This window comes from Gimesia fumaroli, assembly GCF_007754425.1.
GTDB lineage: Bacteria > Planctomycetota > Planctomycetia > Planctomycetales > Planctomycetaceae > Gimesia > Gimesia fumaroli.
Window position 1 is genome coordinate 466,704 of record NZ_CP037452.1, and the last position, 12,985, is coordinate 479,688.

The 12,985-nt window shown below is 45.6% G+C and carries 16 protein-coding genes; 7 read left to right on the top strand and 9 right to left on the bottom strand.

Going from position 1 to position 12,985, the window contains the following annotated elements; genetic code table 11:
• Window positions 1-137: 137 nt before the first annotated feature.
• The 6 genes from Enr17x_RS01770 to Enr17x_RS01790 form a co-directional block, all read right to left on the bottom strand.
• The gene (locus tag Enr17x_RS01770) at window positions 138-410 is read right to left on the bottom strand and encodes a BON domain-containing protein (protein WP_145231618.1); all 273 of its coding nucleotides are present in this window, start codon (window positions 408-410) and stop codon (window positions 138-140) included.
• 107 nt (window positions 411-517) lie between these two features.
• Complete coding sequence (locus Enr17x_RS01775; protein ID WP_145231617.1) at window positions 518-1,006, bottom strand: Hsp20/alpha crystallin family protein; 489 nt, start codon at window positions 1,004-1,006, stop codon at window positions 518-520.
• A gap of 317 nt (window positions 1,007-1,323) precedes the next feature.
• The gene (locus Enr17x_RS29875) at window positions 1,324-1,506 is read right to left on the bottom strand and encodes a carbon storage regulator (RefSeq protein ID WP_315853070.1); all 183 of its coding nucleotides are present in this window, start codon (window positions 1,504-1,506) and stop codon (window positions 1,324-1,326) included.
• Window positions 1,507-1,860: a hypothetical protein gene (locus tag Enr17x_RS29880; RefSeq protein ID WP_232100917.1), complete on the bottom strand. Its 354-nt coding sequence runs from the start codon at window positions 1,858-1,860 to the stop codon at window positions 1,507-1,509.
• A 304-nt stretch (window positions 1,861-2,164) separates the two neighbouring features.
• Entirely contained in the window at window positions 2,165-2,566 is a 402-nt protein-coding gene (locus Enr17x_RS01785) for a transposase (protein ID WP_145305532.1), read from the bottom strand.
• Window positions 2,563-3,009 (bottom strand): transposase, encoded by a 447-nt coding sequence (locus Enr17x_RS01790; protein ID WP_198000603.1) that lies wholly within the window; start codon window positions 3,007-3,009, stop codon window positions 2,563-2,565. Before Enr17x_RS01790 ends, Enr17x_RS01785 begins: the two co-directional genes overlap by 4 nt.
• A 317-nt stretch (window positions 3,010-3,326) precedes the next feature.
• On the opposite strand from Enr17x_RS01790, the gene Enr17x_RS01795 reads away from it, so the two are divergent.
• The 7 genes from Enr17x_RS01795 to Enr17x_RS01825 all read left to right on the top strand — a co-directional run bounded on the left by Enr17x_RS01795 (window position 3,327) and on the right by Enr17x_RS01825 (window position 11,076).
• On the top strand, window positions 3,327-4,778 hold the full coding sequence (locus Enr17x_RS01795; protein WP_198000913.1) for a PAS domain S-box protein: 1,452 nt from the start codon (window positions 3,327-3,329) through the stop codon (window positions 4,776-4,778).
• Between the two features lie 294 nt (window positions 4,779-5,072).
• On the top strand, window positions 5,073-6,020 hold the full coding sequence (locus Enr17x_RS01800; protein ID WP_198000914.1) for a magnesium transporter CorA family protein: 948 nt from the start codon (window positions 5,073-5,075) through the stop codon (window positions 6,018-6,020).
• A 72-nt stretch (window positions 6,021-6,092) separates the two neighbouring features.
• Complete coding sequence (locus Enr17x_RS01805; RefSeq protein ID WP_145305536.1) at window positions 6,093-6,569, top strand: CBS domain-containing protein; 477 nt, start codon at window positions 6,093-6,095, stop codon at window positions 6,567-6,569.
• Window positions 6,570-6,692: 123 nt separating this feature from the next.
• Window positions 6,693-6,980 (top strand): hypothetical protein, encoded by a 288-nt coding sequence (locus tag Enr17x_RS01810; protein WP_145305537.1) that lies wholly within the window; start codon window positions 6,693-6,695, stop codon window positions 6,978-6,980.
• A gap of 61 nt (window positions 6,981-7,041) precedes the next feature.
• Window positions 7,042-8,409 (top strand): APC family permease, encoded by a 1,368-nt coding sequence (locus Enr17x_RS01815; protein ID WP_261343530.1) that lies wholly within the window; start codon window positions 7,042-7,044, stop codon window positions 8,407-8,409.
• A gap of 128 nt (window positions 8,410-8,537) precedes the next feature.
• Window positions 8,538-8,915 (top strand): SpoIIAA family protein, encoded by a 378-nt coding sequence (locus Enr17x_RS01820; RefSeq protein ID WP_145223907.1) that lies wholly within the window; start codon window positions 8,538-8,540, stop codon window positions 8,913-8,915.
• 91 nt (window positions 8,916-9,006) lie between these two features.
• Window positions 9,007-11,076, top strand: a complete 2,070-nt coding sequence (locus Enr17x_RS01825; RefSeq protein ID WP_232100918.1) for a glycogen debranching protein — start codon at window positions 9,007-9,009, stop codon at window positions 11,074-11,076.
• Between the two features lie 191 nt (window positions 11,077-11,267).
• Here the strand turns inward: Enr17x_RS01825 and Enr17x_RS01830 are convergent, their stop codons facing one another.
• The 3 genes from Enr17x_RS01830 to Enr17x_RS01840 all read right to left on the bottom strand — a co-directional run bounded on the left by Enr17x_RS01830 (window position 11,268) and on the right by Enr17x_RS01840 (window position 12,839).
• The gene (locus Enr17x_RS01830) at window positions 11,268-11,546 is read right to left on the bottom strand and encodes a transposase (RefSeq protein WP_145228449.1); all 279 of its coding nucleotides are present in this window, start codon (window positions 11,544-11,546) and stop codon (window positions 11,268-11,270) included.
• A gap of 289 nt (window positions 11,547-11,835) precedes the next feature.
• A complete protein-coding gene (locus Enr17x_RS01835; protein WP_197995313.1) occupies window positions 11,836-12,411 on the bottom strand; it encodes a transposase in 576 nt (191 codons plus the stop codon).
• 71 nt (window positions 12,412-12,482) lie between these two features.
• Window positions 12,483-12,839 carry an IS110 family transposase gene (locus Enr17x_RS01840; RefSeq protein WP_145228445.1) on the bottom strand — a complete coding sequence of 119 codons (357 nt, stop codon included), beginning with the start codon at window positions 12,837-12,839 and terminating at the stop codon, window positions 12,483-12,485.
• Window positions 12,840-12,985: the final 146 nt, after the last annotated feature.

The following is a 12,985-nucleotide window of genomic DNA, read 5'->3' on the forward strand; positions in this document are numbered from 1 at the left end:
GCTGGCACACACCCAATGTTACGGGTGAAGACGAAATCTGGTGCGTGCCAGCATCCGACTTACTCAACCTTTAGGCCTAAAGTCTGACAATTTAAGAAACATTTTTTCGTAGCACACCTAAAAAAGTGTAGCCAAAATTAAAAATGGTTATTGTAACCGTCTTCAACAACCAAATTATTACTCACGAACTGGACTTCTTCTAATGACAGAACCTGAGTCTGGGCAACCTGCTTTAAGAAATAGGTAGGAACCTGCCCTTCGAGGCGCACGTCTCTTTGTTCTACTGCAACTCGAATTTGAGACAAGGCAGCATACCCCGATAATCGTAGAACCCGCCTGATCCGTGCGACGAGTTGATTATCCGGATTGGGAGCCAAAACGATTCTCGTTTCTTTTTGCAGTTCCACCATGCTCTCCTTAGTCTTTTATTTTTCATCCAATAACAGAGATAAAAGGGTGTACCACAGACGAACCTCTATGGTACACCACCTTTAATACAGCGACTTCCAGATATTCTTTAGAATTTGGGTTTCACAGTAATTTTGTGTGGCTTACTCAAATTAGACTTGGGTAAGAGAACCGTCAAAACCCCCTTGTCACATTCAGCCAAAACTTGATCGCTATCCACTTCACAAGGAAGTGTCATGGATCGAGAAAAACTACCGCTCGTTCGTTCTATCCGATGATAGGTTTTACTCTTTTCTTCTTTCTCTTCTTTCCGTTCTCCTGTGATCAACAGAGTATTTCCAGTGACTTCGACTTCAATCTCTTCAGGTTGAATACCAGGAACATCCATCCGAACTTCGATTTCATCATCGGTTTCCGACATATCGAGCAACGCATCAAAAGCTTGAGTTAGACTCCCATCACCGGAAAAACGACTCATTAAATTATCCATCTCATTACGAAGCACCCAAAATGGCGCCCGCCCCCCAAACGGACCAGACCTTGCTAATGATTGCTCTGGTCTTGTGGCTGTCCCTCTTACGGCTGGTGTAGTGGTCATTGTAATTCTCCTCCTTCAAACTAGTGTAAACCTTCAAGATACAACAAGCTGTTGAATCAACAACAATGACTCTTCGTTTATGCATTCTCTCCTAATCGACTTAGCCATATCGAGTCTCTTTTAAGTTTGATAGAGCATTCCCATTAAATTCAGATACTTCGTAACAAACCTTGACTGAGTATAAATCAGAGAATCCGCTAAAAGCCGATGCAGGATTACCCTACTGCTAACCTCAGGAAATTTCCGATAAATCTAATATTCTGCACACTGCTTACCTCTGGCATAAAACCAGAATCAATCCATCTGCAAGAGACTACCTAAAGAATTATCTGTTCCTGCTTGCCGAACTGCAGTGCCAGCAAAGTTTCAGGTTCAACTAAAGTTTCTATTGGAACCTCATTTCGACGAATCGGTATTTTGCGAGGACATTCTATTCCCAATTTCACTTTTCCTCCCCGTATCCTGACTACCGTCAATACAATATCATCAGCAATCTGGATCTATTCATTTTTTTTCGTGTTAGAACAAGCATGGCCTTCTTTCCCTGATTTGAATGTACGCGACATCTGATTCTGACAACAAAAACGAGCTAAATATGCCAGTCGTTCCAATATGACGCGATCGAAACAGGACACTCGATGCTGACCACCCAGATCCAAAAAATCTAGTTTGGCAGCCAGAATCACTCGTACCAATTCCTCGCGCGTCATCTGATGGATTTGTTCATTCGACAAATCGGCGATGAGGGTATGATCTAATACCTCTTCTTCGGCTGCCCACGACGCTTTATTCTGAAATCGGGCATTATCCTGAATTTTTTCTGGTAGAGGCCCGCTTCCTCTGGTTTTCATCATCTTGTTTTCCTGGAAAGAGAGTTTTCATCTGAACCAAACCACTGCTCAAAAACATCCCTGTCCGTCATGGTCACAAAATTCGTTCACACTGATCTCCCAGTCAATGTGTCTCCGGCGTGATCCGACTATCACTACAAAAATGGTCGCTATTGAATTCTAAGATTGTGTTATCTACTCACGAGCAACATCACCACGCTACGTTCGCAAATGAATCTTTTATCGAGTATCACATTACCGAAGCTGTAGTCTTTCGAAAACTGGAAAATTGACCAATCTTTAATGGGGAAATCCCCTAGAGGGCATCTCAAAACCTTTTTAATAGTGTAAATAAACACCCAAGAATTACAAAGCTTTCGTAGAGGTAATCGTGATATTCCCAGCGCGTGACAATGCGACGATAGTTGTGGAGCCAGGCAATACTGCGTTCCACAATCCAACGTCGTTTGAAGCGTGGGAGCTTTCGACCGTCTTGCGTCGGCGGTTTGACTCTCGATTTTCGATGCGGGCAGATCAGATCGATCTTATTTTCCATCAGCCGTTTGCGCAACGGGTCCGAATCGGCGGCTTTGTCATAAACCAGTCGCTCGGGTTGTCGATTTTGCAATGTGTTTTTTGCAAGAAGCGGCTCGATCAACTTGACTTCGCTACGGCTGGCCGATTCTGTGTCGATCGCCACAGGTGTCCCGTGACGATCGACGAAGATCATGATTTTAGTGCCTTTGCCACGACGAGTCGGGCCAACTCTTCTCCCCCCTTTTTTGCCGAGGCAAACGTGCCATCAGCAAAGGTTTCAGAGAAATCAATTTGGCCGGCATCATCCATTCGTTCTAAGATGATTTGCCAGGCAGACAAGAGCCGTCCTTCGATCGTCCATTGCTGGAAACGTCGATGGCATGTCGCTTTAGAGGGATACTCTTTTGGTAAATCTTTCCAGCGCGCTCCTGTCACCAAAATCCAGAGAATGCCTTCCAAGCAATCTCGCGGGTGGGCCTTGGGACGTCCTCCTTTTTGGGAAGGGGGAGTCCAGGGAAACAAATTTGCGACTAAAGACCATTGTTTATCGGTCAAAACGACCGGGCGTTCCGTCCTGGACGCTGTTTTTGTGGAAACCCGTTTTCGTTTGGGCCACCAGACCAGCGTCATATACATGAGAAATTCTCCTTTCAGGAGAACATTACATGCAAACATCACGCCAAACAGTTCACTTTTTTTGACGTTATGAGACAGCTTCTAGTGAAGTGTCTTTTTGAATCTGAGGATGATCAATTTCAACACAGTGCGACAACGGAGCACGTAAACCACATCGTCAACTCTCAATTTCAAGCTTGACAATGCACTAAGTATTATCTGGTCAATCGAGAGTCTCTTCGGCATTTACTTCAACATAGCCAATGGTTATGTTGAAGAGTACTTTGTGGGGGGCAAAATGCCGTTCGGGAACCACTTTCAGAAATGAGATGAGCGTCATGCGCGATGTACAGGGCTTGCCCATTTTACTGATAGAAGCAGACTCAGAATCACGTGCACAGATTATACAGATCCTCTCGAGTGATAATTATCGTATTGATTCCGCGGAAACGATTGCTCAGATGATGGATCGAGATAACTGGTCCGACTATTTTCTAATCATTCTCGAACACGAACTGCCCGATGGAAGAACTGATGAGTTCCTCCCCAAGCTACAACAACTGGCCCCCAATGCAGAGTTATTGGTGATCACGTCGCAACCCAGAATTGAGAATATGATCATTGCATTTCGTAATGGGATTGCCGATTATTTTGTGAAACCCATTGATCCAGATTTATTTCGATCATCCTTAAAACGGATTCTTCAAAATCAGACCATCTCCAATGAATTACGTCACGTACAGGCAAAACTCAAAGCCATCATGGAAGCAGCCATCGAGGGAGTAGTGACAATCAACCGCAGAGGACTGATTAGAACTTTTAATCCGGCGGCTGAGAAAATGTTTGGCTATTCTGCGAGTGAAATTATCAATAAAAATGTCAGTTTACTCACTCGCCTTCCCACTCGGAAACAGTACGATCAGTACCTCTCCGACTATCTGGAAACGGGTATATCAGATATCGTGGGAGCCAGGCGTGAACTGAAAGGCTGCCGACGCGATGGAACAATCTTCCCGATTGAACTCTCAGTTACCGATCTGCCTCAATTCGGTATCTTTGCTGGTATTATAGTCGATATTAGCGAACGCAAACGGCCAGAACAAAAACAGAAAGAATTGACCAGAGCCATTGCAATCGCAGGACAACAGGAACGTCGTCAACTGGCGAATCTTCTGCACGATCAGCTGCAACAGTTGCTGGTCGGCGTTCGCATCCACCTGGAGATCGCAAAGAATGATACTCCCGTAGAAGCCATCAAACAGACTCTGGAACGCGCGGGTGAACTGCTGAATCAAGGCATCGAACTTACACGGTCATTAACGGCGGAGTTAAATCCCGTAGTACTGCACGAGGAAGGACTGGCGACAGCATTGGAGTGGTTGTCCCATCGTATGAAAGAACGGTATAACTTAACCGCCACGTTGGATCTTGATCGCCGAGCCAATCCTCGAACTGAGTTGATAGACATCGTTTTATATGAATGTATCCGCGAGTTGTTATTTAATATCGTCAAGCATTCTCAAATAACTGAGGCACAGGTCCGTATGTGTCTTCTTTCGAACCAGGAAATTGAAATCATCGTCTCTGATAAAGGAATCGGATTTGATCCCCAGCAGTTCGAACCCCAGATCTCAGACGTCAGCGGAATCGGTCTCAGTAATATTGAATTTCGCTTATCACTCATTCAAGGAAAGTTTTGGCTGGAATCTTCGAATGGTCAAGGGACAATCGCACGTATTATCGCCCCCCTTGAATTAGAAGAATCAAATATTTCTGATGAAACTTCCTGAAATAATTTTGCTGATACACAAGAATTTCTCCACTTGCTGACAGAATTCAAGTGGATACTCAGACCAGGAGGTCGATTCGTAGCAGTTACCTTATCGAATTTAGGTTATCAATGTTTTGTTATAATAACTTAATTGTGGACCCACAAGAATTTCTAAATTTAACAGGTTGTCTGTCAATCTATGTCCGGAAAGCCATGAAAGCGGTCAGGTACGACATCAATGACACGTGGGTACCGATAGAAATTAGATTATATTGGCGGTGAAGCCATGAAGACCGAACAGATTTTTCAACTCATGCCAGAACGTTGCTTAAATCGGTGCAATTTGACTGATGTCAACAGTCGAAACCCTCAAGAAGCAACAGCACCACCCTACTGGATTAATAAGGCCTATCGCGACACCGCGTCACTGCAACCGTTGCTTGAATCAATTGGCGTACATCCGCTAGCCATAGAAGCGTGTCTGGATCCAACTCCGGCTTCATTACTGGCTGTCTATGGGAAATCGCTCTTCATTGCCTTGCCAATCCACACGGCATGGGACATTGAAAATCGCACATTTCTATGGATTATTTGCCTACCTCGAATCATCATCACAATACACGAGGCCGATATCCCCGCGTTGCAGCAAATCATCGAACGCTATAGTGACGGCATGCGTTTTCACGGCGACAACACGTCGGCAATTCTGTACCAGATTCTCGATCATGTGATTGACGAAGACATGATGTTCACGTTAAAAACACGTGATGTCATCGACCGGCTAGATCAGTTACTCGATGACAATTTCGACAAGAAGTTGACAGAAGAAACTCTCCCGTTGAAACGCCAATTGACACGGCTAGCAGCTACATTCGAAGATCAACTGTACTGCGTCAGTTCGTTGCAAACGATCGACTCCGAATCGTTCAGCGTTTCAGAATTGCACGAATACTTTCGCGATGCATTCTTGCATTTGGAACATGCATCCCGTGTGATGGGTCGGCAGCTCGCTCACCTGAGTGCGATCGAACATCAATATCAACTCAATCTGCAGGATAAGACGACCGACCGGTTACGACTGCTAACTGTGACCTCAACAATTTTTTTACCATTGACATTGATTACCGGTATTTACGGCATGAATTTTCAGAAGATGCCTGAACTCGGTTGGCCCTATGCCTACCCTGCGGTAGTGAGCCTGATGTTACTGCTTGCCGTCGGAATGTTATGGAATTTCTACCGACGTGGGTGGTTTCAATAATACATTTTGCGAAGAATAATTTCGTGTAGGCGAAGCCACCGATAGTAGTCACAATCTTGAAAGTCAATAGCAATGAGTTTACTTGATAATAAGACCAGTAAGATTCGTATTAGCGAAGTCATTAAAGGGCTCGGCCCCCGCGATTTGCCAGTGGTCCCGGAGAACGCGTCAATCGAAGATGTGATTTCCGCCATCGTGGACTGCCGGCACAGCCGTATGTTGAACGTCGTAAATGATCGGAAGGAACTCGTAGGTACAGTCTCTTTGAGTGCGCTGACCCGCCATGTTTTCGACCAAGATTACGAACCAACGATTCACGCGCGTTCCTTGATCGGGTTGCTTTCGCGAGAGACCGCGGGTGACATCATGCGAAAGCAGCCAATTTGTGCGACCGCTGAAGAAGAAATCGGAGTCGTCACACGCCGAATGCTTGCAGCGAATGTGAAAGAGATTCCGGTTGTCGACTCACATAAGCGAGTCATCACAGATATTACAATCGTCGATCTCATCCAACACTTGTTGGCTTTGAAAGAGGGAGATTTGTTATAAGTACTGATTGGATCCTGTTAAGGCAATGAAGATCAATCCTAACATGCCACATGGAAACTTATCCTGTCTGATGGGTATCGTTCATAATACTATCGACTTGAAAACATTGGAAAGGATCGACATATGCCACTGACAAAAGAAAAATTATTAGCTGTTGTCGTGATGATAGTGAATGGAATTTTAGGTGCCGTCGTAGGAGACTTTTCAGACAATCGTTTATTCGAAGCGGCGTTTGCCATCTTGTTTTCGATACCAGGATTGGTCATCATCTGGAAGAGAGAGGTATTGTCCAAAACGGGGTTGACTCGCGGAATACTGCGAGACTCGCCTCCTGTGCTGCTTGACATCATAGGATGGTTCTTCCTGTTGGTGATTCCGACCCTCTACGTTTATGAACTCAGCAAACATTAAGACCGAACTGTGATAATCGAGTAACTGCAATTAACAATGCTAACCCAATGGATGTATTACGATCAACCATTTAAATAACGTACAGCACACTGCGAACCGGAACCACACTCAGAAGCTCGGCTTACCCGAACTACTAGCGATGGGCATCGGTGGAATGATTGGTGGTGGCATTTTTTCGGTACTTGGGATGGCTGTTAAAATTTCAGGCCATGCCGCACCACTCGCATTTCTTGTAGGTAGTTTCGTGGCACTCGCAGCGGGATACTCTTATGTCAAGCTAGCTCTCGGGTTCCATAGTGACGGTGCAAGTTTTACCTATCTTGATCGAGCGTTTCCAGGACATCCAAATTTTGCCGGTATTGTTGGCTGGACAGTCGTTATTGGTTATGTCGGAACCCTCGCACTCTATGCTTATACATTTGGTGCCTATGGAGCACATTTACTGGGCAGTTCCGATTCACAGGCCGTCCGAATTGTGCTTTCAGCGGGAGTCCTTCTCTTTTTCATGTTGATCAATCTGCAAGGTGTGAAGTCGAGTGGAAATACCGAAGTCATCATTGTATTCACGAAAGTCATTCTACTTAGCCTATTTGCCGTCGCTGGAATCTTCTCGGTCAAGCAGGATCATTTATTTCCGGTATTTGAGAAGGGGGTTCCATCTGTATTCATTGCTGGAGCGATGATCTTTGTCGCATTCGAGGGATTTCAACTGATTACTAACGCGGTTATGGAGACTGAAAATGCAGAACGCAATATACCATGGGGTATTTACGGTTCAATTGCCATCACTTCGCTGATTTACTTTGGTGTTGCTGTTATTGCTGTCGGTAATTTGACACCCAGCGAAATTGCTGCTGCTGAAGAATATGCACTGGCTGTTGCTGCGGAGCCTGCGCTGGGAAATGCTGGTGGGATATTGGTTGACCTTGCAGCTCTGTTGGCAACATCATCAGCTGTGAATGCAACCGCATTCGGTGCATCACGTATGATGGCCGAGATGGCGACTGAAAACCGCATGCCCCATTCATTCTCGTTTCGAAGCCGAACGGATGTGCCATGGATCGCAATCGTTTTATTGACGGTTTTAGCTGGAGCATTCACCATACTCGGCAGCCTGGAATTCATTGCCTTGTTTTCAAGTATGACGTTTTTGTTGGTTTCGATTGCGGTTTCTGTAGCTAACCTGAAACTGCGATCTATCACAAACAGTAAAGCCTGGATTATTCTGCTAGGTATTGTACTGATGCTGATAACCGTTAGCCTGCTGATATTGCATTTGTGGAATGAAGGCCGCGAAATGTTCCTCTGGCTAGGTGGTTTTTTCTTAACGATCGTGATTATTGAAGTCGCTTTTTGTCGGCGTGAATGCCTGAATTCATTTCCGCCGACGGGAGGTGATGATATGATTGATCAACACGGGGATGAATGAGAACGAACATTCTGTTAACGATCCCGCAATGGCGGGCAAACCACTGTGATAGGTTTGCCGTTTTAATTAACATACAATTTAAGAGTTTGTAATGTATTCTTTTAATCATAAGAATGAAGGAGAAAGCCATGACTATTAAATTCCACGAAATTGACCTACAAGCAGACTCAGCTACCAATGTGGTCCGAGTTCATGTGAGTGGCAAGCTAACGAAAGAAGATTACGAACTATTCACCCCACAAGTAGAACAGTGGATCAGCAAATATGGTAAGTTACGGATTCTATTCGAAATGGAAGACTTTCACGGATGGACAGCTGGCGCATTGTGGGAAGACATAAAGTTCGATCTCAAGCATTTCAAAGACATTAAAAAGATTGCGATGATTGGCGAAAAATCTTGGGAACACGGAATGGCAGTGTTTTGTCGGCCATTCACAAAAGCAAAAATACAATACTTCGACCAAAGCCAAGCCGAAGATGCAGAGACATGGATTCTGGAAAACTAGAGACCGTTTTTAGTTTCTCAGTTTGCCACAATAGGTTTGATCCCACTCACTGATTGTCGCACAGGGTCTCATCATTAACGGGATGAAACAAATGGATGATAATATTTTGAACTGGGAGAGCGTAGAGGGGAGTCCGTATCCGCTGGGAGTCTCGTGGGGTGATGGCAAACGTGCGTACAACTTTGCGATTTATTCAAAGCATGCGGCTAGCGTGACCCTCTTACTTTACAAACAGGATCAATGGAGTCGTCCTGTCTACCAAAAGTCCCTCGACTATCTTAAAAATAAGTCAGGTCCAATCTGGCATTGTCGTGTGGCCTTGGAAGAGGCTGAGAATGCGAAGTTCTACGCCTATCAAGTGGGCGGGCCTTCACCTGCGGCTGGCTTTAATTGGCACACATTCGACCCAGAAAAAATCCTGCTTGATCCCTACGCAAGGGCCGTTTTTTTTCCACCCGATTTTGATCGCTCTGCAGCGATCAATCCAGGCTCTAACGCTGGACGTGCTCCGCTAGGAATATTATTAGATCCTAGAGCATGTATTGATCATTCAGAGCCTTTCAAACTGCCACATCACGAATCTGATTTAGTGATCTATGAGATGCACGTGCGCGGTTTCACCAGAGACCCTAGTTCAGAAGTAGATGAAGAGCATCGCGGTACGTTTCGAGGCGTTATCGATAAGATTCCTTACCTACAAGAACTGGGTGTCACGGCTGTTGAACTGATGCCTGTCTATCAGTTTGATCCGGACGATGGACACTATTGGGGATACATGCCGCTGAATTTTTTCTCACCGCATGACGGATATTCTAGCGGAACCGAACCATGTTGCCAGTTGGTCGAATTTCGCGAAATGGTTGAATCGCTTCATGCTGCTGGTATTGAGGTAATTTTAGATGTGGTCTACAACCATACTTGTGAAGGGAATCAACTTGGTCCGACGTATAGCTTTAAAGGGATTGACAACTCAACCTATTACATGGTTACTGGTGATCCGAATTACACATATTCAAATTTTAGCGGCACAGGTAACACGTTGCACACAGCAAACCGCGCTGTCAGACGATTATTGCTGGAAAGCCTACGATATTGGGTACGAGAGATGCATGTTGATGGTTTTCGTTTTGACTTGGCTTCAGTCTTTACCCGAAATTCTGATGGCTCGATCAACACGACTGATCCACCGATCTTTGGCCAGATAGCCGCAGACGCCGATCTGGCTCATGTGCGTTTGATCGGTGAACCATGGGACGCAGGCGGCGCGTACCAATTGGGCCGCAATTTTCCCGGAACAAAGTGGATGCAGTGGAACGCAGCTTACCGTGATACGATTCAGCGATTCGTGCGCGGCGAAGCGGGCAATGTTCCAGATTTCATGACGCGGATCTACGGCAGCTCGGACTCTTTTCCCGATGACCTCGTACATGCATACCACCCTTATCAAGGTATCAATTATGTGACTTCTCATGACGGTTTTACTCTCTATGATTTGGTCTCCTTCAATCACAAAAATAATTGGACAAACGGGCATTGCAACATGGATGGTCACGATGACTTCAGTTGGAACTGCGGTTGGGAAGGAGACGATGAAGTCCCGGTAGAGGTGATGCAGCTACGAAAACAACAGGTCAAGAACTTTTTTTGCCTGCTGATGCTTTCTGAAGGCACACCAATGTTTCGCATGGGCGACGAATTTTTGCAGACTCAACATGGCAACAGTAACCCCTACAATCAAGATAACGAAACTACCTGGCTCGATTGGCAACGGCTTGAAGATAACCATGAAATCTTTCGTTTCTTCAAAATGATGATTCAGTTTCGCCGCACACATCTCTCCATCTGCCGTTCGAGATTTTGGCGAAATGATATTCATTGGTATGGGGTGAAACGAATGGTCGACATGTCGTCCGAATCGCATTCGCTGGCCTATTGTTTACACGGCAGTTCGCAGCATGATAACGATTTATATGTGATGATCAATGCAAGCTCACAAACATTAAAGTTTGGGATCCACGAAGGCTTTGCAGGTCAATGGATGAGAGTGATAGATACATCGCTCGATACACCCGAAGATATTGTTGAGAAACCATCAATAACTTTGGAAACCCCTTATTATGACGTCGGCAGTCACTCAATTGCCGTTCTCCTACGATCATGATTTTTCATGCGATTAATACTATGCGGTAAAGAGTGCATTACTGGAAAAACATAGACTTTGACATCCCTCCCGTTTTTTGATCCATACGAAATATGAGAGATTTTGTTAATTAATGACCTTGCATTCTGAGACTTGATCCCTTCCTATAGAATCCCGTACGAAATTCACTGCCTTGCTCCGTTTCGACGGGCTTAGAAGTTTCCCGAGGCAGCTTCCCTCAGAATCGATTTATCCAGTTCTGATTCTGCCAGTAACTTTTTGAGACGGTTGTTCTCTTTTTCGAGTTCTTTCAAACGTTTGGCCTGATCCATCCGCAGCCCACCATATTCACGACGCCATTTGTAATAGGTCTGCTGATGGATTCCCAGTTTCTTGCACATCAAGGGAATGGTCATCCCCTGGGAGAGGTGAATCTCGGCTTCCCGAAGTTTAGAAATAATCTGTTCGGATGAATGACGTTTCGTGGGCATAATCGCCTCCTTTTAATGGTCCAGAAACCTGAATTGTATATCAAGCTCTGGTTTCGGTTAAAGGGGGCACCCATGACTACGCCGTGTCAAGCCTCCGTTTCAATTGTTTTCTCGATTTTAAATTTACGCGGATATAGGCACCCATTCGCGCCGTCCGGCTGAACGCCGTCGCGCAGATTACAATTCAATCAGTGAGCCGCCCATTCACGTCACCGGTACAGAGTATTTCTCACCAGCCCCCTTCGCGGGCCGAACTCACTGCTTTCGTGTAATTTATCTCTTCTCTCTTTCAAACCGGCTGTACTGAATGCTCAGTCTGCCAACGGAATAATCGTTTCCAGGAAATCTCCGCGAGTTTGCGAGGTACAGCAACCCGGGCTTTCTTGGCTCCAGATCGTTTACGAATTCGGGTATAAAACCTTTTCAAGGGAACATCGCGCCGAATCACGTGAATCGCTACTCCGGTCAGAACCCAACGTAACCAGGGAGGTCCTTGCCTGGTAATGGAGCCATAATAACAGTGACCTCCCGATAGATTCACTTTCGATGTCAATCCTGCATAAGCCCCTACTTGTTTCGCAGAGCGAAATCGTTCGACTTCCCCCTGTTCGGCGACAATAACCAGAGTCGTATACAGTCCGATTCCGTGAATATTGAGTAATGCTTCTACCTGAGGAAAGGATACTCGTAGTTCTTCCAGTTGCTGATCAATCACAGTAATTTGCTCTGTAAAGTGATCAAGCCGAGTGATTAGCTCATCACGGATCAGATTGTCAATGGACGAAAACGATTGATCCCGGAACCATTTGATCCCTCGAGGACCAAAAGGGATTCGATAGGGGGCGTCCCGGTTATTACGCGCCAATAATGCGCGTAAACCAATCTTGATCTGAGCTCTGTCACGGGCCAGTCGGGTGCGGTGGCGTGTGATTTCTCTCAGTTGCTGATAATCGTCTGGGGGATGTAGGAGAGTGGGATCTGGTTAATCCGTAGCAGGTTCGCCAGGAGTTGACAGTCCAGACGATCTGTTTTGGCTCGTCGTTGAATCATCAAGCGTAATTTCGCAGGATGGGCCAACAGAATGGTTCCTTCCTCAGAGAGCAATTGATAAAGCCAGCGATAGGTCGCAGTAGACTCGATAACCGCCCGGAACGGTTTGAGTGGTTGCAGAAATTCTAGAATGGCATTTGTGTTCTGACACTCGATTGTCACAGGAGAGACAACTTCTCCAGAATCATTGACCGCCGACATGACAACCGTCCTCCGATGAAGATCGATACCAATGTGCCGCATGGATTTGCCTCCTTTGTAGAATGTTCAGATCATGGATAACCGGAACACTCATCTTAACGTTTTAAGGAGGAGGCTTGACACGGCGGTCATGGTATCATGTCAGTCTGTTGGCACAGCTTTTATCAAGGTAAATGGACCACAGGCAT

Bases quoted from the DNA above. Each gene is read 5' to 3' on its own strand.
- Enr17x_RS01770 (WP_145231618.1), bottom strand. From the start codon at position 410: ATGGTGGAACTGCAAAAAGAAACGAGAATCGTTTTGGCTCCCAATCCG.
- Enr17x_RS01775 (WP_145231617.1), bottom strand. From the start codon at position 1,006: ATGACCACTACACCAGCCGTAAGAGGGACAGCCACAAGACCAGAGCAA.
- Enr17x_RS29880 (WP_232100917.1), bottom strand. From the start codon at position 1,860: ATGATGAAAACCAGAGGAAGCGGGCCTCTACCAGAAAAAATTCAGGAT.
- Enr17x_RS01785 (WP_145305532.1), bottom strand. From the start codon at position 2,566: ATGATCTTCGTCGATCGTCACGGGACACCTGTGGCGATCGACACAGAA.
- Enr17x_RS01790 (WP_198000603.1), bottom strand. From the start codon at position 3,009: ATGTATATGACGCTGGTCTGGTGGCCCAAACGAAAACGGGTTTCCACA.
- Enr17x_RS01795 (WP_198000913.1), top strand. From the start codon at position 3,327: ATGCGCGATGTACAGGGCTTGCCCATTTTACTGATAGAAGCAGACTCA.
- Enr17x_RS01800 (WP_198000914.1), top strand. From the start codon at position 5,073: ATGCCAGAACGTTGCTTAAATCGGTGCAATTTGACTGATGTCAACAGT.
- Enr17x_RS01805 (WP_145305536.1), top strand. From the start codon at position 6,093: ATGAGTTTACTTGATAATAAGACCAGTAAGATTCGTATTAGCGAAGTC.
- Enr17x_RS01810 (WP_145305537.1), top strand. From the start codon at position 6,693: ATGCCACTGACAAAAGAAAAATTATTAGCTGTTGTCGTGATGATAGTG.
- Enr17x_RS01820 (WP_145223907.1), top strand. From the start codon at position 8,538: ATGACTATTAAATTCCACGAAATTGACCTACAAGCAGACTCAGCTACC.
- Enr17x_RS01825 (WP_232100918.1), top strand. From the start codon at position 9,007: ATGGATGATAATATTTTGAACTGGGAGAGCGTAGAGGGGAGTCCGTAT.
- Enr17x_RS01830 (WP_145228449.1), bottom strand. From the start codon at position 11,546: ATGCCCACGAAACGTCATTCATCCGAACAGATTATTTCTAAACTTCGG.
- Enr17x_RS01840 (WP_145228445.1), bottom strand. From the start codon at position 12,839: ATGCGGCACATTGGTATCGATCTTCATCGGAGGACGGTTGTCATGTCG.